A 22529-nucleotide genomic window follows, 5' to 3' on the forward strand; every position below is an offset into this window, starting at 1 on the left:
GGATGACAAGAGCCCGCGCACATGCGCGGGCTTTTTTGTTTGTCTATCTGTTTAATTTTGCTAGCTTGTTGATAGGCAAATTCGACAGAAGAGCTAGTCCATGGCGCTGATACAGGCCTCCATCGAGCAGTTGAGAGTCGGCCACTACATCCATCTTCCCACGGGATGGACGAGCCACCCTTTCATGTTCAACGCCTTCAAAATCAAGGACCAGCAACAGCTCGACATCATCCGCCACCTCGACCTGACCCTGCTGATGGTGGATCCCGACAAGAGCGATCTGCCGGTCGAGCCCCTGCTGCGGGCCGAACCCGTCCCCTCGCTTGAGATGAGCGACACGGGGGATACCACCTCCTCTTCTGAGGGCCCCACCTTCGACGAAAAGGCGTTCAGGCGCTCCCTTCGCATCGCGGACAAGGCGTTCGGTCAATCCCTGTCAGATCTTCGCGACGCCCTTGGCGCCCTCAACCTCAAACCGGACGAAGGCCTGGCCAATACCGCGCAGATAGTGCGCTGCACCGCCGCCCGTCTGGCAGAACACCAGGGGCCGCTCGGTCTGCACCTCATCCGCAGCCAGAACACGGATACCCTGCTGCAACACAGCCTGAGCGTGGCCTTCATCGCCATGCTGATGGCACGGGAGCTTGGCATGAATCCCGTCGAGATCGAGGAGACCGGTCTGGCGGGCCTGCTCCACGACATCGGCGAGCTCAGGATCCCGAGCCAGATCATCCAGAAGCGGGGGGAGCTCAGCAAGGCAGAGCAGAATTTCCTCAACATGCACCCCCAGTACGGACTGGAGATGCTCAACCAGTTGCAGGCTTTCGAACCCAGGATCCGCGAGGTCGCCTACCTGCATCACGAACGCCTCGATGGCAGCGGTTTTCCCCTCGGGATCAAGGGCGACAAGATCCCCCCCCTCGCCCGCCTCATCGGGCTGGTGGATCACTATGACGAGCTGCTTCATCCGCGCAGCGGCCTCAACCCGCCGGGACCCAGCCAGGTGATCGGCCAGCTCTACAAGCTCTCCCAGAAGAAGTTCGAGCAAACCCAGGTCAGGTTGCTGATAAAGGTGCTGGGGGTCTATCCGCCGGGTTCCCTGGTGCGCCTGGATGACGATGCCCTGGCCCTGGTGCTCTCCACCGAGCCCAGCATGCCCCTCAGACCCAAGGTGCTGCCCTACCTCAAGGGGCAGCGACCGGAAGGAGTGGCCATGATCGATCTGCGGGAAGATGCGCGAAGCATCGTCGCTACCCTCAGACAGGAAGAGCTGGACGACGCGCAACGCGCCTTTTTCGGTCTGGGTCGGCGGGTCTGTTACTATTTCGCCTTCTGAGTTATCCCCAGAAGCTGGGGATAACTCATTGGACAAACCTGAATAATTGCTCAGGTCCCCTCGAAATCGTCCACCATTGGAGCTGGATAAAAAACGCCCAGCCGATGGCCGGGCGGAGCATGCCACCTCCGTGTGGCGTATCCGGTGGATACCTTCATGCTCGCATCAGCAATATCAAGCGGGCATCGATTACACAAATATCAATTTAACGTGCTGATTTTATATGGTTTTATTTTTCCATTCTGGCAAACTGCCGCAGCGTTCAGCCCGCAGCCCGCATCAAGACGGGCTCAGGCTCACCCTGCGTCATGACAACGCCCGGCTCCGGCGTGGTGTTTGAGGAAGCTTTTTTATGCAACTAGTCCTCTCTCTGCTCCAGCAGATGAGCGTCAGCCTGGTCATCGCCTACCTTTTTTCCAAAAGCCCCCTGTTGCGTCCCCTGGCCAACTACTCCGTCAGGCTGCCCCACAAGGTGCTCATCTATGTCATCTTCTCCTGCTTTTGCATCCTGGGAACCTATGTGGGCCTCGACATCGATGACGCCATCGCCAACACCCGGGCGGTCGGTGCCGTACTGGGGGGACTGCTGGGCGGCCCCCTGGTGGGATGCCTGGTGGGGCTGACCGGCGGCCTGCACCGCTATACTCTGGGGGGGTTCACCGATCTCGCCTGCGCCATCTCCACCACCTGCGAAGGCTTGCTGGGGGGGCTGGTGCACTGGCGGCTGATGCGGGCAGGCAGGGTCAATGACCTCTTTGCCCCCAGGGTCGCCTTCTTCACCACCTTCGTGGCCGAGATCATGCAGATGGTGATCATCCTGCTGGTTGCCACCCCCTTCGACAAGTCCCTGCTGCTGGTGCGCACCATCGCCACCCCCATGATCCTCGCCAACTCCTGCGGGGCGGCGCTCTTCATCAGCATGATCCGCGACCAGCAGCGGATGTACGAAAAGTTCTCCCGGGTCTTCTCCGCCAAGGCACTCACCATCGCCAACCGTACCGTCGGCATCATGAGCCAGGGGTTCACTCCGGAGGCCAGCGGCAAGATAGCCCATATCGTTCAGGAAGAGACCGGCGTCGGCGCCGTCGCCATCACGGACACCGACAAGATCCTCGCCTTCATCGGCACCGGAGAAGATCACCACAAGCCGGGCACTCCCATCACCTCGGCGATCACCCTGCAAGCCATCGCCCAGAACAAGGTGCTGTTCGCCGATGGCAACAGCCAGCCCTATCGTTGCAGCATCTCCCCCCAGTGCCAGCTCGGCTCCGTGCTGGTGATCCCCCTGCAGGGTGACGAGGGGGTGATCGGCACCATCAAACTCTATGAGCCCAAGAAGCGGCTCTTCCTCAAGATCAATCACACCCTGGGAGAAGGGATCGCCAACCTGTTGTCCCAGCAGCTGCTGGCAGGCCGCCTGGAGCAGCAGCAGCGCCTGCTGGTGCAATCCGAGCTCAAGCTGGTGCAGGCACAGATAAACCCCCACTTCCTGTTCAACACCCTCAACACCATCAGCGCCATTACCCGCCGCGATCCGGGGCGGGCACGGGAGCTGCTGCTGCACCTCTCCCGTTTCTTTCGCAACAACCTCAAGCGTCAGAGTGGCCTGACCACATTGCGGGAAGAGCAGGAGCACTGCCTCTCCTACCTGGAGATAGAGCAGGCCCGCTTTGGCGAGCGGCTCACCGTCATCAACGAGATCCCGCCCCACCTTGCCGAGGTGCAACTGCCGAGCTTCACCCTGCAGCCCCTCATCGAGAATGCCATCAAGCACGGCATCTGCTCCCTGCTGGGAGAGGGGCGACTTCGCCTCTTCGCGAGGGAGACCCCCGAGGTGATCACCCTTTGCGTCGAAGACAATGCCGGGGCCTGGCAACCATCAGGCCAGGGGGATGGTCTGGGGATGAGCCTAGTGGACAAGCGCCTCAAGAGCGCCTTTGGCGAGCGCTATGGCATTGACGTCCAATGGGAGCCAGAACAATGGACCCGAGTCTCCCTGACGCTCCCACGACAACCCCGCACCACCGCCAAGGAGATGACATGATCCGCACCCTGATCGTCGATGACGAGCCCTATGCCCGCGAGGAGCTGGCAGAGCTGCTGGCCAGCGATCCCGACATCGAGATCCTGGGCATGGCGGGCAACGCCATCGAGGCGCTCGGCCTCATCCAGCAACTCAAGCCGGATGTGGTGTTTCTCGATATCCAGATGCCCAAGCTCAGCGGCATGGAGCTGGTGGCCATGCTCGATCCCCTGCCCCGTATCGTCTTTGTCACCGCGTTCGACGACTACGCCATCCAGGCCTTCGAGGAGAACGCCTTCGACTACCTGCTCAAGCCAGTGGAGCCGGCGCGCCTCGCCAAGACCCTGGCGCGGCTCAGGCAAGATCTCAGCTCCCAGCCCATGACGGCGCTCGCCCCCGCCATTCGCCACATCCCTGGCTACCTGCACAACCGGGTACGGCTGCTCCCAACCTCCCAGGTGGAGTACGCCTTCTCCGACCTCGGCGGGGTGCACGTGGCAAGCCAGGGCGAGCTGTTCCATACCCAGCTCACCCTCAAGTCCCTCGAGGAGAAGACCCCGCTGCTGCGCTGCCACCGCCAGTATCTGGTAGCCCCGGCCGCCATCTTCGAAATCCGGCTGCTGGAGAATCAGCTGGCGGAGATCGTGACACCGAGCGGTGCCCGGGTACCGGTCAGCCGCCGCTACCTCAAGGAGCTCAAAGACGAGCTGGGACTGGAATAAAACGGGGCGCGATGTGCGCCGGATCACAGCGGACAACCGCTCGGGTCGCCATGTCGCCGCTCACCCTCTTTCACCTGCCGTTAACAGAAGTCCCCCCCTACACTGGCTGCGCACACCAAAAAATAACAAAGCAGGAGCGTAGCAATGATCTGGTTCTTCCTCTGTGTCGGCTTGTTGATAGCCGGCTACTTCGTATACGGCAAATTCATCGAACGGATATTCGGGCCCAAACCCGAGTTGAAGACCCCCGCCATCACCATGGCGGACGGGGTGGACTATGTCCCCATGTCGGACAAGAAGGTCTACCTGGTTCAACTGCTCAACATCGCCGGCGTCGGCCCCATCTTCGGCCCCATTCTGGGAGCCCTCTATGGTCCGGTCGCCATGCTCTGGATCGTCTTTGGCTGCATCTTCGCCGGTGCGGTCCACGACTACTTCTCCGGCATGCTGTCGGTACGCGCCAGGGGCGCCTCGGTGCCGACCGTGGTCGGTGAGCACCTGGGCACCGCCGCCAAGCACTTCATGAACCTCTTTGCCGTGGTGCTCCTGATGCTGGTGGGTGTTGTCTTCGTCCTGAGCCCGGCGGGCCTGCTCGCCAACCTCACCTCCACCGATCTGGTCTACTGGATTGCGGCCATCTTCGCCTACTACATCCTCGCGACCATCGTCCCCATCGACAAGATCATCGGTCGCTTCTACCCCATCTTCGGCGCGCTGCTGGTCTTCATGTCGGTCGGCCTCATCATCGGCCTCATCGTCTCCGGCAAGGGCTTCTACAACACCGGGATGGACTTCTCCAACCTGCACCCGACGGATCTGCCGCTCTGGCCGCTGCTGTTCATCACCATCGCCTGTGGTGCCGTCTCCGGTTTCCACGCCACCCAGTCCCCGCTGATGGCGCGCTGCATGCAGAACGAGAGCTCCGGTCGCTTCATCTTCTACGGAGCCATGATAGGGGAAGGGATCATCGCCCTCATCTGGTGCACCCTGGGTCTCTCCTTCTACGACAGCACCGAGGCGCTCAACGCCACCCTGGCCAGCGGCGGCCCCTCTGCCGTGGTGCACGAAGTCTCCACCAGCCTACTCGGTACCGTGGGCGGCATCCTGGCGATCCTCGGCGTGGTGATCCTGCCCATCACCTCCGGTGACACCGCGTTTCGCAGCGCCCGCCTCATCGTGGCGGACTTCCTGAACCTGACCCAGAAGCCCATGGCCAAGCGTCTGCTCATCGCCATCCCCATGTTCATCCTTGGCTTCATCATCTCCAAGGCCGAGTTCGGGGTGATCTGGCGCTACTTCGGTTGGGCCAACCAGACCACCGCCGTCATCATGCTGTGGGCTGCGGCCGCCTACCTCATCAAGGAAGGCAAGCTGCACTGGGTATGCACCATTCCCGCCATCTTCATGACCGCAGTGGTCATCACCTACCTGGCCAACGCCCCAATCGGTTTCGGCCTCGAGATGAATGTCTCCACCATCATCGGTCTGGTGAGCACTGCCCTCATCACCCTCGCCTTCCTGGTGAAATTCAGGCCCTCCCAACTGAGAGAGGCCAAGGAGAGCTGAGGCATCAGCTGCTCTTCATGACAAGAGGCCCGGCATTGCTGCCGGGCCTCTGCTTTTTGTGGTCACTCCCTGACGGGGGGCTCGGCGGGATCGGGCGCCCGGGCCGGCGCCTGATACCACTGCTCCCTGGCCACCAGCACAGCCTGTTCCGGCTGGGCAATGAAGTTGGGGGACATGATCTGCACCCCGAACTCGTTGAAGACATCCTGAATATGGCCATGGAGCTCCGTCTTGACCATCGCAGGGAGTTCGTTCGCCTTCATTCTTACCTGCAACTCGTACTCCACATACCAATCCTGCAGATTCAACTGCCGCACCAGGGGAGCTTCATCCTGATTGAGCCGGGTGCAGCGTCGCGCCGCCAGCTCCAGCATGGCATGTACCTGACGCCAGGGGGTGTCATAACCGATGGTCACCTTGGTCAGCAGGGCCACCCCCTTCTCGCCCGCCAGCCGTGTCAGGTTCACCACCTTGCCCCCCACCACCACTGCATTGGGCAGCGTGACCTCGTGATCCTGGCGCGTCACCAGCTTGGTCGAGAGGGCGTTGAGCTCGCTCACCATCCCCTCCACCTCGCCGATCTGCACCAGATCCCCTGGCCGCAGTGCGCGGGAGTAAATGAGCACCAGGCCGCTCATGGCATGGTTCATGATACCGGCCGATCCCAGTGTCACCATCAGACCGAAGAAGACGCTGATCCCCTTGAAGGCATCGGAATCCGCCCCCGGCAGATAGGGGTAGGCCACCGTCAGGGCAAACAGCCAGATCACCACTGACAGCAGCCGCCGGGTGGCGCCAATTGTCTCGGCGTGCAACCCCTGCACCCGGAACTGGCCACGCTCGATACGGTCGAAGAGGATGGCCAGCATCTTGATGAAGAAACGGGTGATGACCACGATAAGCAGCACGGTTACCAGACCGGGCATGGCGGCAATCATGCCCTCCAGCATGTCGCCACACAGGGCAAACAGGGATTCCCCAAGCCGATCGCTCCAGGCCCGGGTCTGGGGGAACAGGCCGAGCACATAGGTCAGCCAGCCATAGGTGAGCATGAAGATGAGCAGCAGCGTGATGAGGCCGAGCATGCGGACCTCGACATTCCCGGTGACCTGGCGCCAGGAGTGGGGGACCAGCCCCTTCTGCAGCAACAGGCGGTTGGCCAGCCACTTTCTGACTCGCCGATGCCCCCGCTGCAACAGCCAGATGAGGCCGAAGAAGATCAGGCTGACCACCACCGCCAAGCCGACGGCCTTGACCAGATAGGGGGTCGAGTGCAGCTCGAGATACTTGATGCGCACGCCGTCGAGCCGATGCAGGACGCGTTCGGCCGCCTGATCCAGGGTCAGCTCGTCGAATTCATCCAGGTCCCCTTCCAGCAACACCAGAATGCGCTTGCCATTGACCAGAAACTCCCGGCTCTCCTGGCCGTGCCGGCTGCCTTTCGCCACGGTCACAGGCGTCATGAGGTCGCTTGGCTCCATCCGCTGGACTCGCTCATGGGCCAGCCGTACCCTGGCCGCCCCATCCAGGTTGCCATATTTAGCCGTCAGCATGACGATGGGTTCATGAAGCAGGACCAGGGTCTGCGCCCGCTCCTGCTCATTGGGCTCCATTCTGGGTTCGGCAGTCCAGCCGAGGCGGGACCACAACAGGCAGATCAGCAACAGGCCAAGCCGCCATCCTTTGCCACTGCACCATTCGTTCATCAGGTTCACCTCTCACCTTGCCCGGGCATCCATTGCTGTTTGATTTTATCTAACCAAATCAATTTTGTGTGTTAAATGAGCAACCGATGAACCATGCCTGTACCGCTACACCAACTCTCCGATTGCAGACTTGCACCGACGGCATATGCTGTCATTATTGCAGAAGCCTCGACTCGACAATCGAAGCATTGTTAGCGACTCAGACGGGAGAAATCGATGGTACTTGACTACATTGCCCTGGGGATCCTGGTGTTTGTCGTCTTGGTCATGTTCTATGGCATTATCGTCATTCACGATATTCCATATGAAATTGCCAAGCACCGTAATCACCCCCACCAGGACGCCATTCACGTGGCAGGCTGGGTCAGCCTGTTCACCCTGCACGTGCTCTGGCCCTTCCTCTGGATCTGGGCCACGATTTATCGCCCCGATCGCGGCTGGGGCTTCTCGCAACGCCTACAACATGACGAAACAGAGATCAGCGCACTCAAAGAGGAGCTGGCCGCACTGCAGGCTCGCATGACCACGCTCGAACAGACCGACAAATAGGTAACGCCCAATGGACCTGCTACTTATTCTCACCTATACGGCCCTCTGCATAGGTATTTTCAAGATCTTCAAGATCCCGCTCAACAAGTGGACCGTGCCGACCGCCGTGCTGGGTGGCGTCATCATCATCGGCACACTCATCATGCTGATGAACTACAACCACCCCTATTCCGAGCTGGCTCGCAACTATTATGTCTCCACCCCGGTCGTGCCCCTGGTCAAGGGGCGTGTCACCGACGTCCCGGTCAAGCCCAACCAGCCGGTCAAGAAAGGGGATGTGCTGTTTCGCATCGACGCTGAGCCCTTCAAGGAGAAGGTCGCCAGCCTGACGGCGCGCCTCGCCTCCAACACCGATTTTCTGAAGGCTCTGGACGCCCGCCTGCGCTCCGCCACCCTGGACAGGGATCGCGCCCAGGAGCTGATGCGACGGGGCATCGGCAAACAGCGCGACCTCGACGTCACCCAGGCCAACGTGGATGACATCGTCGCCCAGATAGATCAGCAGAAAGCGACCCTCAATGACCTGAGTGCCCAGCTCAACATCGCCAAGTACGATCTGGAGCAGACCGTGGTCTACGCCCCGAGTGACGGTCATGTCGTGCAACTGGCATTGCGCCCGGGCATGATTGCCGCCCCCTTCATGTTCCGCCCCGTGATGACCTTCATTCATGAAGATGCCAATGCCTATGTCGGCTGGTTCTGGCAGAACAGCATGCAGCGGCTCAAGGCGGGTGACGAGGCCGAAGTCGTGCTCGACGGCATTCCGGGTCGCATCTTCAAGGCCAAGGTGCAGTCCGTTATCCCGGCCATGGCTCCGGGCAACATCCAGGCACAGGCGGGTCTTATCGATCAGACTTCGGCCCAGGTACCGGGTCGCCTGCCCATCGTGCTCGAGATCACCGATCCCGAGTGGGCAAACTACCAGGTGATCGCGGGCTCCAGCGGTCAGGCCGCCATCTATACCGAGCACTTCCACCACGTGGCCATCATGCGCAAGATCCTGATGCGCATGGGTAGCTGGCTCAACTACCTGTTCCCCTTCCACTGAGGTCCCTGACCTGCACGGGCCGGCATCTTGCCGGCCCGCTTCCTGTCAGCGCGAGCCTCCCTCGCTGCATTTTCCCCGCAAGATCCCTATAATGGCGCCACCTTGCGCCACAGCCGTTCCCCATGTTCGTTCTCAGACCCTATCAAACCGACGCGGTCAACGCCGTCATCAACCATTTTCGCAAACACCCGGATCCCGCCGTGGTGGTGCTGCCCACCGGGGCCGGCAAGAGCCTGGTGATCGCCGAACTGGCCCGCAAGGCGCGCGGCCGGGTGCTGGTGCTGGCCCACGTCAAGGAGCTGGTGGAGCAGAACCACGCCAAGTACGAAGCCTGGGGGCTCAAGGCCGATATCTTTGCCGCCGGGCTCGCACGCAAGGAGGCGAGCGCCCAGGTGGTGTTTGGCTCGGTGCAGTCGGTGGCGCGCAATCTGGATGCCTTCGACGGGGCTTTTTCGCTGCTCATCATCGACGAGTGCCACCGGGTCTCGCTCGATGACGACAGTCAGTACCATCAGGTGATAGACCACCTCAAGGCCGCCAATCCGGCCCTCAAGATCCTCGGGCTCACCGCCACCCCCTATCGGCTGGGGCTGGGCTGGATCTACCGGCGCCACTACCACGGCATGGTCAAGAGCCACGGCGAGCGGCTCTTTGGTGACTGCGTGTTCGAACTGCCCCTGCGCTTCATGGTGAAAAACGGCTACCTGACCCCGCCGCGTCTGGTGGACGCCCCCATCGTCCACTACGACTTCAGCAAGCTGGTGCCGCGGGAGAACGGCCTGTTCAGCGAGGCGCAGCTCAACGGCGAGATCAGGCGCCAGGAGCGGGTCACCCCCCATATCCTGAGCCAGGTGCTGGAGTATGCCGCCGACCGGCAAGGGGTGATGATCTTCGCCGCCACCGTCGAGCATGCCCGGGAAATTCATGGCCTGCTCGGTGCCAGAGGCCAGCAGGCCGCCCTCGTCACCGGCGAGACGCCGGGACCGGAGCGCGACGCTCTAATCAGTGCCTTCAAGGCGCGCGAGCTCAAGTTTCTGGTCAACGTGGCGGTACTCACCACCGGCTTCGATGCCCCCCACGTCGACCTTATCGTGATGCTGCGTCCCACCGAGTCGGTGTCGCTCTACCAGCAGATTGTGGGACGGGGCCTGCGCCTCTCACCCGGCAAGAGCGATTGCCTGGTGCTCGACTACGCAGGCAACAACTTCAACCTGTTTGCCCCCGAGGTGGGGGAGCCCAGGCCCCACACCGGCACCGAGCCGGTTCAGGTGCCCTGCCCCGCCTGCGGCTTTGCCAACACCTTCTGGGGCAAGACCGACGAGGATGGCAAGGTGATCGAGCACTACGGCCGCCGCTGTCAGGGACTGTTTGAAGATGACGAGGGCAACCGCGAGGAGTGCGACTACCGCTTTCGCGCCAAGATCTGCCCCGGATGCGGCGCTGAAAACGACATCGCCGCCCGCCGCTGCCAACGCTGTGACCAGCTGCTGGTGGACCCTGACGACAAGCTCAAGGAGGCCCTCAATCTCAAGGACTGCATGGTGATCCGCTGCGCCGGTTTGACCCTGAGCCCTGGGCGCGGCAAGCAGGGGGAGCGGCTGGAGGTGACCTACCACGACGAGGATGGCCTGACCCTGACGGAGTACTTCCCCTTTCACTCCCGGGGTGCACAGCGCTTGTTTCAACAACGCTTTGTGCGTCATCATTGGCCCGCCCCGGGTCTGGAGCCCGAATTCACTACCCTGGCGAGCGTGATGCTCGCGGCAGACCAGTTCCGTCACCCGGATTTCGTCATCGCCCGCAAGTCGGGACGCTTCTGGCAGGTGAAGGAAAAAATATTTGATTACGAGGGGCGTTACCGGACTGCCAACGCCCTGGCCTGACCCCATGGCAGGCGATACCCGGCAGTCACCCGGTTTGATTATCGGGGCGGTTTCTGATGCCGCCCTTTCGTTCAGTTAGAGGATCCTATGCAGCGGCTGTTGATTGGTTTTTGTGCTCTCTTTTCTCTGGCGGTCCAGGCCGCCCCGCTGACCCCGCCCAAGGGGGGCCAGTACGCCGTCATCGTACAGGGCAACAACGGGGTGGAATTTGCCCGTCACGCCGATGACATGATAGCCCCCGCCTCCACCATGAAGGTGCTCACCGCGCTCGCCGCCCGCCTCGAACTCGGTGCCGACTTCCGCTTCGCCACCGACATCCAGGCCCAGCCCGGCGCCAAACAGGGCACCACCATCAACGGCGACATCTGGATCAACTTCGTGGGCGACCCGACCCTGTCGCGCATGGATCTGGTCGCCCTGTTCAAACAGTTGGGCGTCACCCGCATTCAGGGCAACGTCTATGTCAACACCGGTGCCTACAACGGCTATGAGCGTGGCAACGGCTGGTCCTGGGGGGATCAGACCCTCTGTTTCGCCGCTCCCGTCTCCTCGGTCATCATCGACAAGAACTGCGCCTACGGCACCATCACCGCCACCCAGATTGGCAAGCCTGCGGTGGGCAACGTGGCCACCGGCGTGCCCATCGGCATCGGCGCCGACAACGTGGAGGTGATGAGCTATGGCGACATGGCACGCCAGTTCTGCGCTCTGGAAGTGGACATGGCCAAGGGCAACTTCTACGAGCTCAAGGGCTGCATCACCCCGAACAAGGAGCCACAAGGGCTGCGCTTTGCCATCCATGACGTGGAGGCCTGGGGCTGGGACAACATCCGCTGGGCCATGAACCGCGCCGGGATCAGCCACGACGGCCTGCTGCGGGTCACCCATCAGGCCCCTGTCGGTGCCCAGACCCTGGCGACCCACTACTCTGTCTCCCTGCCGGTGATGCTCGCCAAGATGTTGAAAAAGTCCGACAACCTCTACGCCGATACCTTCCTCAAAACCGTGGGGCGTCACTACTACAACAAGCCGGGCAGCTATCGCAGCGGCACCATGGCGGTGCGCGCCATCCTGACCAAGCACGGCATTGACCTTGGCAACGCCACCCTGGCTGACGGCTCCGGCCTCTCCGCCCACAATCTCATCAGCGCGCGCCAGATGTTGTCGGTGCTTAACTTCATCCAGAAGAACGATGCCGAGCTCGACTTCATCAAGCTGCTGCCAAGCTCCCAGGTGGACGGCACCCTGGCCTGGCGACGCAGCGTCACCGCTCCCATGATGAAGAACAAGGTGCACGCCAAGACCGGTACCATCACAGGTACGTCGAACCTCGCCGGTTTCATCGACACCGCCGGTGGCCAGCGCAAGGCCTTCGTGATGTTCCAGCGCGGTCTCTCCCAGGATCCGGCGACCCACGAGCGCTACCGCGCCAGCAAGGCGCCCTGGCCCTGGACCGTCTTCGAAAAAGGCGTGCTGGAGAGCATCTACCAGCAGCAACCCATCCAGATCGTCGAGCAGTGATAGACGGGCTGCCTTGCCGGCAAGGCAGCCTCATTCCCCGACCTTGGGGCGAAACAGGGACGCTGGCGCCGTCATCAGCAGTGGGCGCAATCGGAGATGGCGAACGTAAGCATCGCTATTTTCAGCTTTGACTGACAGGGCGCCAAGGCTATGCTGTGCCCAGCCTCATCTCAATGGCCTTCTTCAACGGCTTGTTTAATGGAGAGAAAAGATGTTTGTAGAGATTTTTGGTCGTCCCGGTTGCCCCTATTGCGTGCGTGCCAAGCAGATTGCCGAGCAACTGACCGAGGAGCGCGATGACTTCGAGTTCCGCTACGTGGATATCAACGTGGCCGGGCTGACCAAGGACGATCTCGCCGCCAAGGCGGGCAAGCCGGTCACCACTGTGCCGCAGATCTTCCTGGATGAGCAGCACATCGGCGGCTGCACCGATTTTGAGGCCTATGCCAGAGCCAATCTGGGTCTGTAAGCCCCGACACCATGAAAAAAGGCGCCTCTGGCGCCTTTTTTCATGTCGCCAAGCCTGCCTCAGGCCACCGGCGTGAAGCGGCTCACCACCTGTCCCTGATGTTCAATCCACTCCATGAACATGGCGACGGGGCGGGCATAGACCTGACCATCCTGTTCGGATTGATAGATCACCAGCTGCTCCTGGGTTTCGGTGTGCAAAGCCAGGGCCAGAACCTGGTAATAGCCCCCCTTGAAATGGCGGTAGCGACCGGTGGCGGGTGCCTGCATGAGTGAACCTCGAGAGCGGGAAGATGAGCCCCGTGCCTGCGTGCTCCCCTGGCAGACCGACGGGTCGGGGCCTTTTTTACCCCAGCCAATCGTGCCAGATGGGGGAGATATTTCAATACACTCATGTTGCTTTATGAATCTGCTCCTCATCTTTCACTGATCTACCAAAGAGAGGCAAACGATCATGCTGAATTTAACATTTCAACAACCCTGTTTCAGGGGTAAATATCAGGGATTTATTCCATAAATTAGATTGTTCTAGCATTCAATTCTGTGAAGAATAGGGGCAGAGAAATTTGATACTAAAAACAGCTTTTCTGCCAACGCGCCCCACGGGGAAGGAATCACGCTCACCATGTTCACTATCGACAAGTCGCACAAGCTCGACGATGTCTGCTATGACATCCGCGGCCCGGTGCACAAAGAAGCTCGCCGTCTCGAAGACGAAGGTCACCGCATCATCAAGCTCAACATCGGCAATCCAGCCCCGTTTGGCTTCGAAGCACCGGAGGAGATCATCAAGGATGTGATCCTCAACATGCCCCAGAGCCAGGGCTACTGCGACTCCAAGGGGCTCTTCTCGGCCCGCAAGGCGGTGATGCAGTACTACCAGCAAAAAGGGATGCGCAAGGTCGACATCGACGACATCTACATCGGCAATGGCGCCAGCGAGCTCATCGTGATGGCGATGCAGGCGCTGCTCAACAACGGCGACGAGATGCTGGTGCCCTCCCCCGACTACCCGCTCTGGACCGCGGCCGTCACCCTCTCCGGCGGCCATGCGGTGCACTATCGCTGCGACGAAGGGGCTGACTGGTATCCGGATCTCGACGACATCCGCGCCCGCATCACCCCGCGCACCCGCGGCCTGGTGCTGATCAACCCCAACAACCCGACCGGCGCCGTCTACGGCAGCGAATTTTTGCTTGAAGTGATCGAGATCGCCCGTCAGCACAACCTCATCATCTTCGCCGACGAGATCTACGACAAGATCCTCTACGACGACATCTCCCACACCAGCGTCTGCACCCTGTGCGACGACGTCATGGTGGTAACCTTCAACGGCCTCTCCAAGGCCTACCGCGCCTGTGGCTTCCGCCAGGGCTGGATGGTCATCACCGGTCCCAAGGGTCGTGCCAAGGGTTATATCGAGGGGCTGGAGATGCTGGCCTCCATGCGGCTGTGTGCCAACGTGCCCATGCAGCACGCCATCCAGACCGCCCTTGGGGGCTACCAGAGCATCAACGAGCTGATCCTGCCGGGGGGCCGCCTGCGTCGCCAGCGGGACAAAGCCTGGGAGCTTTTGAACGAGATCCCCGGGGTCTCCTGCGTCAAGCCCAAGGGGGCGCTCTACATGTTCCCGCGCCTCGACCCCAAGGTGTATGACATCCGCGATGACCAGAAGATGGTGTTCGACCTGCTGCAGCAGGAGAAGCTCCTGCTGGTGCAAGGCACCGGCTTCAACTGGCCGGCACCGGATCACTTCCGCCTGGTGTTCCTGCCCCGGGAAGAGGAGCTGGAAGAGGCCATCGGCCGTCTCGCCCGCTTCCTCAAGGGCTACAAGCAGTAAGCAAGGCTCATGAAAAAGGCTCCCGCGGGAGCCTTTTTGTTGTCTGTCGTTTTCTATTCGTGCCATCAGCCGTGCAGCAGGGCACCGGCCACCAGCACCGCCATGGTGATGAGGGCCACCCCGATGATGAAAGGCAGCACCCAGCGCACGAAGCGATCGTAGGGGATCCTGGCGAGCGCCAGCCCCGCCACCAGGTGGGCGGCGGTGGGGGCGAACAGGTTGATCCAGCCGGAGGCAGACTGATAGGCGGTGATCACCAGATCCCGCGAGATGCCGGAGAAGTCAGCCAGCGGCCCCATCAGCGGCATGGAGACGGTCGCCAGCCCCGAGGTGGAGGGGATGAAAAAACTCAGGATGATGTGCACCAGATAGGCCATCAGGATGAAGACCGACGAGGAGAGTCCGCTCACCAGCCCCTCGGCCCAGTGCAAGATGGTGTCGATGATGACGCCATGCTCCATCACCACATAGATGCCGCGTGCCACCGCTACCACCAGCGCCACCCCGATGAGGTCTCGCGCCCCGTTCAGGAAGGTCGCCACATAGTTGGACTCCGGCATCCGGTTGATGAGGGCAATCAGGATGGAGGCGCTGAAGAACAGGGTGGAGAGCTCGTCAAACCACCAGCCAAAGGTGGGCAGCACATCGATCCCCAAATCCGACCAGGGCACCACCGCATAGATCATCAGCAGGAAGGTGCCGAAGAATACCAGCATGGTGAGCTTCTGCTTGCCGGTGAAGGCGAGGTTGCCGCTCTTCATCTGGGAGAACTCGTCGTCATAGACAATATCGGCCAGCACGGAGCGGGACTTGTCCTGCTGCACCTGCTTGGCGTAACGCATCACGAACCAGGAGGCGAAGATCACCAGCAGCAGCCACTGGATGACCCGCAGGCCAATCCCCTCACCGATGGGAATGCCAGCAAAACCGGATGCGATGCCGGTGGCAAACGGATTGACGGTGGAGGCGAGCACCCCGACCCCGGAGCCGAGCAGGATAATCCCCGCCGCCACCATACGATCAAAGCCCGCCGCCATCATCACCGGCACGATGAGAGCCCAGAAGGCCACAGTCTCCTCCGCCATGCCGAAGGTGGAGCCACCAAGAGCAAACAGGGCGATCAGCACCGGGATGAGCAGCCGCTCGCGCCCGGCGAAGGTGCGCACTATGGCCCCGACCCCGGCATCCAGCGCCCCGCTTTGCATGGTCACCGCCAGAAAGCCGCCGATGATGAGCACGAACAGTGCCACGTCCGCCGCCTTGTGAAAGCCCTGGATGGGCGCCTTGAGCACATCGAATCCCCCCTGGGGTTGGGAGGGGAGCTCGGTGTAACTGCCGGGTACCGGCAGCAATCGCTCGTCACCGCTGTAGTCGGCCACGGCCGCCGCAGCCACCGGCTGCTGGGTCTTGGCCGTCACATAGTTGTATTTACCCGCCGGCAGCACCCAGGTGAGGGCCGCCATCAGGGCGATGATGATGAAAAGCAGGGTATAAACCGTGGGGAGCTGGCGCTTCTTGGGCGCCTCATGGGATGTGGTCATGACTTTCGTACCTCGGCGGTGCCGTCTGTGATCCGGACAGCGCAAGCCTAGCGGGTTTGTTCGGGGAAAAAGGTGATCGCGGATAATAAACCTGAGGCAACAGGTTGAGCCTGCTGCAAAAAAACAGGGCCCCGCAGGGCCCTGTCTGTGCTGACGACCGACTTACAGCTCGACCACGTCGAATTGCACGTCCGGATTCACGTCCGCATCGTAGTCCACCTCGTCCAGACCGAAACCGAACAGGCGCAGGAACTCCTGCTTGTAGCCGGTGTAGTCGGTCAGTTCACTGAGGTTCTCGGTGGTGATGGAGGGCCAGAGATCACGGCAGGTCTGCTGCACGTCTTCACGCAGTTCCCAGTCATCCATGCGGATGCGGGCCTGCTCGTCCAGCGCCATGTCGGCGCCGTACAGGCGGGTGCGCATCATGCGGTCCACCTGCTCCATGCAACCCTCGTGGATGCCCTTCTCCTTCATGATCTTGAAGGCCATGGAGATGTAGAGCGGCATCACGGGAATGGCAGAGGAGGCCTGGGTCACCACGGATTTGAGCACGGCCACGTGGGCGGTCCCCCCCTTGGCAGCCAGATCGCCACGGATGGCGGTGGCGGCGCGGTCCAGATCTTCCTTGGCGCGCCCCAGGGTGCCATGCCAGTAGATGGGCCAGGTCAGGTCGGTACCGATGTAGGAATAGGCCACGGACTTGGCGCCGTCGGCCAGCACACCCGCATCGCGCAGAGCCGCCATCCACAGTTCCCAGTCCTGGCCGCCCATGACGGTGATGGTGCTCTGGATCTCTTCCTCATTCGCCGGCTCGACGGTGGCGGTGATGATCTGATCCTTGTTGGTGTCGATGGCGGTGGAGGTGTAGACCTCGCCGATGGGTTTGAGGGCGGAGCGCACCACTTCGCCGGTGTCCGGCAGCTTGCGCACCGGAGAGGCCAGGGAGTAGACCACCAGATCAATCTGACCCAGATCCTGCTTGATGAGCTCGATCACCTTGGCACGGCACTCGTGGGAGAAGGCATCGCCATTGATGCTCTTGGCGTAGAGGCCGGCCTCTTTGGCGGCCTTGTCGAAGGCGGCGGAGTTGTACCAGCCGGCGGAGCCCGTCTTGGTCTCGGAGCTCGGCTTTTCGAAGAAGACACCGATGGTGGCAGCTCCGCTGCCGAAGGCTGCGGCAATGCGAGAGGCCAGACCATAGCCGGTGGAAGCGCCGATCACCAGCACCTTCTTGGGGCCATTCTCGATGGCGCCCTTGGCTTGGGTGTAAGCGATCTGGCGACGAACATTGGCTTCACAACCGACCGGGTGGGTGGTGGTGCAGATAAAGCCGCGAACCTTGGGTTTGATGATCATGTGTTGTCTCTTATCCGTTTGATGGATGAAATCGGGGCATAAGATACCTCATTGCGGCCCGTTATGGTGCTCTGATGTGTTGAACTGCGGGGAAACAGGCAGGGATCCGTCGCTTTATGCCGCCATGGCACACCCCTTTGCGCAGGAGATCTCCCCGCCATGGACCAGAGAGAGGCAACGTGAGGACCGGAATGTCACACCCGGAACGAGGCCGTTGTCTGACCTTGCGCCATGTACTAGTGTGCAAGGAAGAGGATTCAAGGAGGAGTCTATGTCACGCATGCTGGTCATCTCTCTCGCCTGCCTGGGGCTTGCCACCGTCCCCGTTGTCCAGGCGGCTGTCTATCAATGCGCCCGCGATGGGCAGATCACCTTCAGCGACATCCCCTGCAGCAGCGACGCCAAACCCATGGCACTCAATGTCTATACCCCCTCCCCCGAGGCGGTGGAGCAGGCGGCCAACCAGACCCGGGAGATAGAGCAGAGCCTGGCGAACGGCCAGAAACAACGCCAGGCCGAGGCGCTGCGCACCGAGATCGAGGCCAAAAAGCAGAAGATGAACAACGAGATAACCCAGATCACGGAGAACGAGGCAAGATCCCGCAATGTCTCGGCAGAGATGCACTCGGTCACTACCCGATATCAGAAAGAGATTGAGTCCCTGAACCAGAAACTCTCCACCTTGCAGGCAAAATAAACACTCCCTGTTTCGGGACAGAAAATATACCGAAGCGGCAATGTCGTCACGGGTTTACACATGCCGCATATCCAAAAGCTCACACCCTTGGCCGTTTATTTCTCACACCAGAGAGTCAGATAGCGGCTATTTCCAGATCCCCGCCTCCACCTATTTCACTGTGCCCATATAAGACTCATTGAATCCCCATGTAGGCCACATGGCGCGCCACTGGGTTCATATGAAGGCGATATATAGAATAGTCAGTGCCAAAAGAGGCGCCTTCATGCCAATATTCCCTGGGGCCAGGGCGGCCCAGGAGATAAATAACCCTTGTACGAGACCCCACAATTAAAAAGCCATTTATCAACATTGAAAAATAAAAAGTTAATTTGAGTTCGATGACGACTCATCAGGACGCAATGCTATTGTTAATTTACTCAGATTTGGTCGTTATCCCATTCAAGGGTCTCATGGAGGAGCACTGTCATGTTCTGGAATCAAAAAGCAAGCAAGGAAGCCAGTGAGCAAGCGGCAAGGGTGGTGGAGCTGGGGGCATTTGAACAGGCTATCCAGTTGCAGGTCCCCTTCGTCCAGTTCACCCCGGCGGGAGTGGTCACCTTCGCCAACGAGCTGTTTCTCAAGATCGTGGGATTTGAGCGTGACGAGGTGATTGGCAAGCATCACAGCACCCTCTGCTTCCCCGACGACGTCAATACCCGGGATTACGAGACCTTGTGGCAGGATCTGCGCCACGGCGTCTCCCGCAGCGGCCGCTTCATTCGCCAGTCGAAATCCGGCAAGGCCGTGTGGCTGGAGGCGACCTATTTCCCCATCGTGATCGACGGCAAGGTGGTGCGGATCGCCAAGGTCGCCTCCGACGTGACCCAGCAGCAATCCACTCTGGAGCGCACCCAGGCCCTGCTGGCAGCGCTGGACAAGTCCCTGGCGGTCATTGATTTCCAACCCGATGGCACCGTCATCACCGCCAACCAGAATTTCCTCAACTGCTTTGGCTATCGGCTGGAAGAGGTGGTCGGCAAGCATCATCGCCTCTTCTGTGACAGCGATTTCTACCAGAAAAACCCCCATTTCTGGCAGGATCTCGGCTCGGGCGACATCAAATCAGGGCTTTTCATGCGCCTGGGTCACCGGGGGGAGAAGATCTGGCTGGAGGCCACCTACAACCCCATCTTCAACCACGAGGGCAAGGTGGTCAAAATCATCAAGCTGGCGAGCGACATCACCGAGAGGGTTGAGAAATCCATCTCCACCCGGGAAGCGGCCCAGAAGGCGTGTGCCATCGCCAGCGAAACCGTCGCGAGCGCCGCCAGGGGACGGGAGGTCATCGACAGGGTGCTCGACACCTCCTCCCACATCAACACCTCGGTCAATGCGGTCAGCAAGCAGATAGAGCAGCTCAACCAGCAATCCAGGAGCATCGAATCCATCATCTCCACCATCAGCGGCATCGCGGATCAGACCAACCTGCTGGCCCTCAACGCCGCCATCGAGGCGGCCCGCGCCGGGGAACAGGGACGGGGATTCGCGGTCGTGGCCGACGAGGTGAGGCAACTGGCGGCGCGCACTTCCAGCTCCACCAGCGAGATCGTCACCGTCATCAAGCACAACTCGGAGATCACCTCCCAGATCACCCAGACCGTCTCCGTCGTCTCCGACAAGGCGGTGGCAGGTCAGGAGCAGGCCACCATCATCGCCGACGTCATCAAGGAGATCATCGAGGACGCCAACTCGGTGTCGGACACCGTCAAGAGCCTCTCCATCTGAACGACAGCTGCCAATGACAACGGGGGGCCCAGGCCCCCCGTTGTCATTGCTGTCCGCCCACCCGAAACCCGCTCAGCCATCCCCCAGGAGATAGTGTCTGGCTTCCTCGTCCGCCAGCGCGAGGGCGATGTCCCATAGCGCGGCGATGCAGAGCCCCTCCTCCCCCACAGCCTCCTCTTCCAGCGCCTCCAGGGCTCTGGCATCGGCCAGGGTAAAGGGGGGATGGCTCAACAGGTTTTTGGCAGCGGCCAGCAAATGCATGTCGCTCATCGGTCGGCACCTTCTTCGACAGCGTGTTTCCCTGCCCAGACTGTAGCCCAATGGCGGCGACTCATCCCCCGGTGGCGGCTGCCTGCGCACGCTTCCTGCCGGACGGCAGCTGGCCCACCCCGATGCCGACCAGCACGGCGGCGCAGGCCACCCATTGCAGGGCCGTGAGCGTCTCTCCCAGCAGCAGATAGGCGAGCAGCAGGGTAAAGACCGGTATGAGGTTCACATAGGCCGCCGCCAGGGTCACCTTCACCTGGGTCACCGACCAGTTGTAGAGCAGGTAGGCACCCAGGGTCACGAAGGCACCGAGGAAGAGGATGACCCCCATGTCCTGCCAGGCCCAGCTCGCGGGCCAGGGCGCACTGAAGGCAAAGGGCGCGAAGAAGAGCGTGCCGACGAAGGCCTGCAACGCCGTCAGTGTCATCACGCCGTAGCGGCTGGAGAGCTTCTTGAATACCACAGAATAGGTGGCGGCGCAGAGCATGGCGCCCATCTCCAGGCTGTTGCCGAGCAGGGCGTTGGGAGCGAACTCGTCGGCGCCCTCCCCCAACCCCAGCAGGGCGATGCCAACGATGGCGATGGCAAAGCCCAGCAGTTGGCGGCGACTCACCCGCTCTCCAAGCAGTACGAAGGCCACCAGGGCCACCATCAGGGGAAGCAGGGCACAGACCATGCCGGCCTGGCCGGCACTGGTGTAACGCAGGGCGTTGACTTCCAGAAGGAAGTAGAGGCAGGGCTCAAGCGCCCCCATCAGGGCCAACCAGCGCCAATCCCCCTTCTGGTAAGTGACGCGGCCAAGCTGGCGGTAGCAGAGCAGCCAGCAACAGGACGCCACCCCCATCCGCATGAAGAGCACCTGACCGAAGGACCAGATTTCCAGCACATGTTTGAGGGCGATGAAGGAGCTGGACCAGAGCAGCATGGCCAGGGTCAGCGTCAGGACGGGTAAAGGGCGCACAATGCCTCCATGAATTGGGCACCCGAATAATAACCATACGGCCTTGCGGTTGTCTAAAGGCACCTAACATCAGATAATACGGCCGCCTTCACACCGGAAAACCCATCTTCAATGACTGAGTACCTGCTTTTACTGGTCGGCACCGTGCTGATCAACAACTTCGTGCTGGTGAAGTTCCTCGGCCTTTGCCCCTTCATGGGTGTCTCCGGCAAGCTGGAAACCGCCATCGGCATGGGTCTGGCCACCACCTTCGTCATGACGCTGGCCAGCGCCTGCTCCTATCTGATGGAGCACTACATCCTGATCCCGCTGGAGATCGCCTACCTGCGCACCCTGGGCTTCATTCTGGTGATCGCCGTGGTGGTCCAGTTCACCGAGATGGTGATCCGCAAAAGCAGCCCGACCCTCTATCGCCTGCTCGGCATCTTCCTGCCGCTCATCACCACCAACTGTGCCGTGCTCGGCGTGGCGCTGCTCAGCATCAACGAGCGCCACAACTTCATCCAGAGCATCATCTACGGCTTCGGGGCCGCCGTCGGCTTCTCTCTGGTGCTGATCCTGTTTGCCGCCATGCGTGAGCGGCTGGTGGCCGCCGACGTGCCAGCACCGTTTCGTGGCGTCTCCATCGCCATGGTCACCGCTGGCCTGATGTCGCTGGCCTTCATGGGCTTTACCGGCCTCATCAAGATATAACGCTATGATTCACATACTCTTTGCCATTCTGGTGCTGGCCCTGCTTGCCCTGGCCTTCGGCATTATTCTCGGCTTTGCCGCCGTCAAGTTTCATGTGCAGGCCGATCCCATCGTCGATCAGCTTGATGCCCTGTTGCCCCAGACCCAGTGCGGCCAGTGCGGTTACCCGGGCTGCAAACCCTACGCCGAAGCCCTGGCCAATGGCGACAAGATCAACAAGTGCGTGCCCGGTGGCGACGCCACCATGCGCAAGATTGCCGACCTGATGGGGGTCGAGCCCCAGTCTCTGGACGGCGGTGAAGACGCGGCAATCCCCGTCAAGAAGGTGGCCTTCATTCACGAAGACATGTGCATCGGTTGCACCAAGTGCATCCAGGCCTGTCCGGTCGACGCCATCCTGGGTGCCACCAAGGCGATGCACACCGTCATCGCGGCCGAGTGCACCGGGTGCGACCTCTGCGTCGACCCCTGCCCGACCGACTGTATCGAAATGATCCCGGTGCCGACCACGGTCGACAACTGGAAATGGGATCTGGCCAAGGTCGCCATTCCGGTCAAGATAGTGGAATAAACAGCGGAGTAACC

General features: G+C 61.1%; 20 protein-coding genes. 14 read left to right on the forward strand and 6 right to left on the reverse strand.

Annotated features, from left to right (window positions below; genetic code table 11):
- The first annotated feature begins 100 nt into the window (after nt 1-100).
- The 4 genes from AB5Y80_RS17855 to AB5Y80_RS17870 all read left to right on the forward strand — a co-directional run bounded on the left by AB5Y80_RS17855 (nt 101) and on the right by AB5Y80_RS17870 (nt 5647).
- Nucleotides 101-1336, forward strand: a complete 1236-nt coding sequence (locus tag AB5Y80_RS17855; RefSeq protein ID WP_323907443.1) for an HD domain-containing phosphohydrolase — start codon at nt 101-103, stop codon at nt 1334-1336.
- Between the two features lie 352 nt (nt 1337-1688).
- Nucleotides 1689-3380, forward strand: coding sequence for a sensor histidine kinase (locus AB5Y80_RS17860; RefSeq protein WP_103259896.1), 1692 nt, complete (start codon nt 1689-1691; stop codon nt 3378-3380).
- Nucleotides 3377-4081, forward strand: a complete 705-nt coding sequence (btsR, locus tag AB5Y80_RS17865) for a two-component system response regulator BtsR (protein ID WP_266135978.1) — start codon at nt 3377-3379, stop codon at nt 4079-4081. The genes AB5Y80_RS17860 and btsR overlap by 4 nt, the downstream gene beginning before the upstream one ends.
- A gap of 144 nt (nt 4082-4225) precedes the next feature.
- Entirely contained in the window at nt 4226-5647 is a 1422-nt protein-coding gene (locus tag AB5Y80_RS17870) for a carbon starvation protein A (RefSeq protein WP_039038989.1), read from the forward strand.
- A 62-nt stretch (nt 5648-5709) separates the two neighbouring features.
- Here AB5Y80_RS17870 and AB5Y80_RS17875 read toward each other — a convergent pair whose 3' ends face one another.
- Entirely contained in the window at nt 5710-7353 is a 1644-nt protein-coding gene (locus tag AB5Y80_RS17875) for a mechanosensitive ion channel domain-containing protein (protein ID WP_324035555.1), read from the reverse strand.
- A 216-nt stretch (nt 7354-7569) separates the two neighbouring features.
- Here AB5Y80_RS17875 and AB5Y80_RS17880 point away from each other — a divergent pair, with 216 nt between their 5' ends.
- The 5 genes from AB5Y80_RS17880 to AB5Y80_RS17900 all read left to right on the forward strand — a co-directional run bounded on the left by AB5Y80_RS17880 (nt 7570) and on the right by AB5Y80_RS17900 (nt 12823).
- Nucleotides 7570-7902: a DUF3302 domain-containing protein gene (locus AB5Y80_RS17880; protein WP_039038991.1), complete on the forward strand. Its 333-nt coding sequence runs from the start codon at nt 7570-7572 to the stop codon at nt 7900-7902.
- 10 nt (nt 7903-7912) lie between these two features.
- Complete coding sequence (locus AB5Y80_RS17885; protein ID WP_319883565.1) at nt 7913-8950, forward strand: HlyD family secretion protein; 1038 nt, start codon at nt 7913-7915, stop codon at nt 8948-8950.
- A gap of 122 nt (nt 8951-9072) precedes the next feature.
- A complete protein-coding gene (locus AB5Y80_RS17890) occupies nt 9073-10833 on the forward strand; it encodes a DEAD/DEAH box helicase (RefSeq protein WP_368173295.1) in 1761 nt (586 codons plus the stop codon).
- Nucleotides 10834-10920: 87 nt separating this feature from the next.
- Nucleotides 10921-12354 (forward strand): D-alanyl-D-alanine carboxypeptidase/D-alanyl-D-alanine-endopeptidase, encoded by a 1434-nt coding sequence (gene dacB / locus AB5Y80_RS17895; RefSeq protein WP_010674030.1) that lies wholly within the window; start codon nt 10921-10923, stop codon nt 12352-12354.
- A gap of 211 nt (nt 12355-12565) precedes the next feature.
- Nucleotides 12566-12823 (forward strand): GrxA family glutaredoxin, encoded by a 258-nt coding sequence (locus tag AB5Y80_RS17900; RefSeq protein ID WP_010674029.1) that lies wholly within the window; start codon nt 12566-12568, stop codon nt 12821-12823.
- Nucleotides 12824-12882: 59 nt separating this feature from the next.
- Here AB5Y80_RS17900 and AB5Y80_RS17905 read toward each other — a convergent pair whose 3' ends face one another.
- Entirely contained in the window at nt 12883-13092 is a 210-nt protein-coding gene (locus AB5Y80_RS17905) for a DUF1653 domain-containing protein (RefSeq protein ID WP_010674028.1), read from the reverse strand.
- 355 nt (nt 13093-13447) lie between these two features.
- Between AB5Y80_RS17905 and AB5Y80_RS17910 the strand changes: the two genes are divergently transcribed.
- Nucleotides 13448-14662 (forward strand): pyridoxal phosphate-dependent aminotransferase, encoded by a 1215-nt coding sequence (locus AB5Y80_RS17910; protein ID WP_005302243.1) that lies wholly within the window; start codon nt 13448-13450, stop codon nt 14660-14662.
- Nucleotides 14663-14727: 65 nt separating this feature from the next.
- On the opposite strand, the gene AB5Y80_RS17915 is transcribed toward AB5Y80_RS17910, so the two are convergent.
- Nucleotides 14728-16203, reverse strand: coding sequence for a YfcC family protein (locus AB5Y80_RS17915; protein WP_368173296.1), 1476 nt, complete (start codon nt 16201-16203; stop codon nt 14728-14730).
- A gap of 162 nt (nt 16204-16365) precedes the next feature.
- The gene (gene fabV, locus AB5Y80_RS17920; protein ID WP_041212832.1) at nt 16366-17559 is read right to left on the reverse strand and encodes an enoyl-ACP reductase FabV; all 1194 of its coding nucleotides are present in this window, start codon (nt 17557-17559) and stop codon (nt 16366-16368) included.
- 271 nt (nt 17560-17830) lie between these two features.
- On the opposite strand from fabV, the gene AB5Y80_RS17925 reads away from it, so the two are divergent.
- Both AB5Y80_RS17925 and AB5Y80_RS17930 read left to right on the forward strand, forming a co-directional pair.
- Nucleotides 17831-18256, forward strand: coding sequence for a DUF4124 domain-containing protein (locus AB5Y80_RS17925; protein ID WP_201890898.1), 426 nt, complete (start codon nt 17831-17833; stop codon nt 18254-18256).
- A 468-nt stretch (nt 18257-18724) separates the two neighbouring features.
- Nucleotides 18725-20023, forward strand: a complete 1299-nt coding sequence (locus AB5Y80_RS17930) for a methyl-accepting chemotaxis protein (RefSeq protein ID WP_128272881.1) — start codon at nt 18725-18727, stop codon at nt 20021-20023.
- A gap of 72 nt (nt 20024-20095) precedes the next feature.
- Here AB5Y80_RS17930 and AB5Y80_RS17935 read toward each other — a convergent pair whose 3' ends face one another.
- Nucleotides 20096-20293, reverse strand: a complete 198-nt coding sequence (locus AB5Y80_RS17935) for a hypothetical protein (RefSeq protein WP_201924858.1) — start codon at nt 20291-20293, stop codon at nt 20096-20098.
- Nucleotides 20294-20354: 61 nt separating this feature from the next.
- Entirely contained in the window at nt 20355-21251 is an 897-nt protein-coding gene (locus AB5Y80_RS17940) for a DMT family transporter (protein ID WP_368173297.1), read from the reverse strand.
- A 111-nt stretch (nt 21252-21362) separates the two neighbouring features.
- On the opposite strand from AB5Y80_RS17940, the gene rsxA reads away from it, so the two are divergent.
- Both rsxA and rsxB read left to right on the forward strand, forming a co-directional pair.
- Complete coding sequence (gene rsxA / locus AB5Y80_RS17945) at nt 21363-21944, forward strand: electron transport complex subunit RsxA (RefSeq protein WP_039038677.1); 582 nt, start codon at nt 21363-21365, stop codon at nt 21942-21944.
- A gap of 4 nt (nt 21945-21948) precedes the next feature.
- Nucleotides 21949-22515 (forward strand): electron transport complex subunit RsxB, encoded by a 567-nt coding sequence (gene rsxB / locus AB5Y80_RS17950; protein WP_042017194.1) that lies wholly within the window; start codon nt 21949-21951, stop codon nt 22513-22515.
- Nucleotides 22516-22529 lie beyond the last annotated feature (14 nt).

The organism is Aeromonas sp. R2-1, from assembly GCF_040908425.1.
Lineage (GTDB): Bacteria > Pseudomonadota > Gammaproteobacteria > Enterobacterales > Aeromonadaceae > Aeromonas > Aeromonas caviae.

What these genes read in the sequence shown, in the direction of transcription:
- AB5Y80_RS17935 (WP_201924858.1), bottom strand. Translation starts at nt 20,293, where the DNA reads ATGAGCGACATGCATTTGCTGGCCGCTGCCAAAAACCTGTTGAGCCAT.
- fabV (WP_041212832.1), bottom strand. Translation starts at nt 17,559, where the DNA reads ATGATCATCAAACCCAAGGTTCGCGGCTTTATCTGCACCACCACCCAC.
- rsxB (WP_042017194.1), top strand. Translation starts at nt 21,949, where the DNA reads ATGATTCACATACTCTTTGCCATTCTGGTGCTGGCCCTGCTTGCCCTG.
- AB5Y80_RS17930 (WP_128272881.1), top strand. Translation starts at nt 18,725, where the DNA reads ATGTTCTGGAATCAAAAAGCAAGCAAGGAAGCCAGTGAGCAAGCGGCA.
- dacB (WP_010674030.1), top strand. Translation starts at nt 10,921, where the DNA reads ATGCAGCGGCTGTTGATTGGTTTTTGTGCTCTCTTTTCTCTGGCGGTC.
- AB5Y80_RS17925 (WP_201890898.1), top strand. Translation starts at nt 17,831, where the DNA reads ATGTCACGCATGCTGGTCATCTCTCTCGCCTGCCTGGGGCTTGCCACC.
- AB5Y80_RS17880 (WP_039038991.1), top strand. Translation starts at nt 7,570, where the DNA reads ATGGTACTTGACTACATTGCCCTGGGGATCCTGGTGTTTGTCGTCTTG.
- AB5Y80_RS17870 (WP_039038989.1), top strand. Translation starts at nt 4,226, where the DNA reads ATGATCTGGTTCTTCCTCTGTGTCGGCTTGTTGATAGCCGGCTACTTC.
- btsR (WP_266135978.1), top strand. Translation starts at nt 3,377, where the DNA reads ATGATCCGCACCCTGATCGTCGATGACGAGCCCTATGCCCGCGAGGAG.
- AB5Y80_RS17890 (WP_368173295.1), top strand. Translation starts at nt 9,073, where the DNA reads ATGTTCGTTCTCAGACCCTATCAAACCGACGCGGTCAACGCCGTCATC.
- AB5Y80_RS17885 (WP_319883565.1), top strand. Translation starts at nt 7,913, where the DNA reads ATGGACCTGCTACTTATTCTCACCTATACGGCCCTCTGCATAGGTATT.
- AB5Y80_RS17905 (WP_010674028.1), bottom strand. Translation starts at nt 13,092, where the DNA reads ATGCAGGCACCCGCCACCGGTCGCTACCGCCATTTCAAGGGGGGCTAT.
- rsxA (WP_039038677.1), top strand. Translation starts at nt 21,363, where the DNA reads ATGACTGAGTACCTGCTTTTACTGGTCGGCACCGTGCTGATCAACAAC.
- AB5Y80_RS17875 (WP_324035555.1), bottom strand. Translation starts at nt 7,353, where the DNA reads ATGAACGAATGGTGCAGTGGCAAAGGATGGCGGCTTGGCCTGTTGCTG.
- AB5Y80_RS17915 (WP_368173296.1), bottom strand. Translation starts at nt 16,203, where the DNA reads ATGACCACATCCCATGAGGCGCCCAAGAAGCGCCAGCTCCCCACGGTT.
- AB5Y80_RS17855 (WP_323907443.1), top strand. Translation starts at nt 101, where the DNA reads ATGGCGCTGATACAGGCCTCCATCGAGCAGTTGAGAGTCGGCCACTAC.
- AB5Y80_RS17910 (WP_005302243.1), top strand. Translation starts at nt 13,448, where the DNA reads ATGTTCACTATCGACAAGTCGCACAAGCTCGACGATGTCTGCTATGAC.
- AB5Y80_RS17860 (WP_103259896.1), top strand. Translation starts at nt 1,689, where the DNA reads ATGCAACTAGTCCTCTCTCTGCTCCAGCAGATGAGCGTCAGCCTGGTC.
- AB5Y80_RS17900 (WP_010674029.1), top strand. Translation starts at nt 12,566, where the DNA reads ATGTTTGTAGAGATTTTTGGTCGTCCCGGTTGCCCCTATTGCGTGCGT.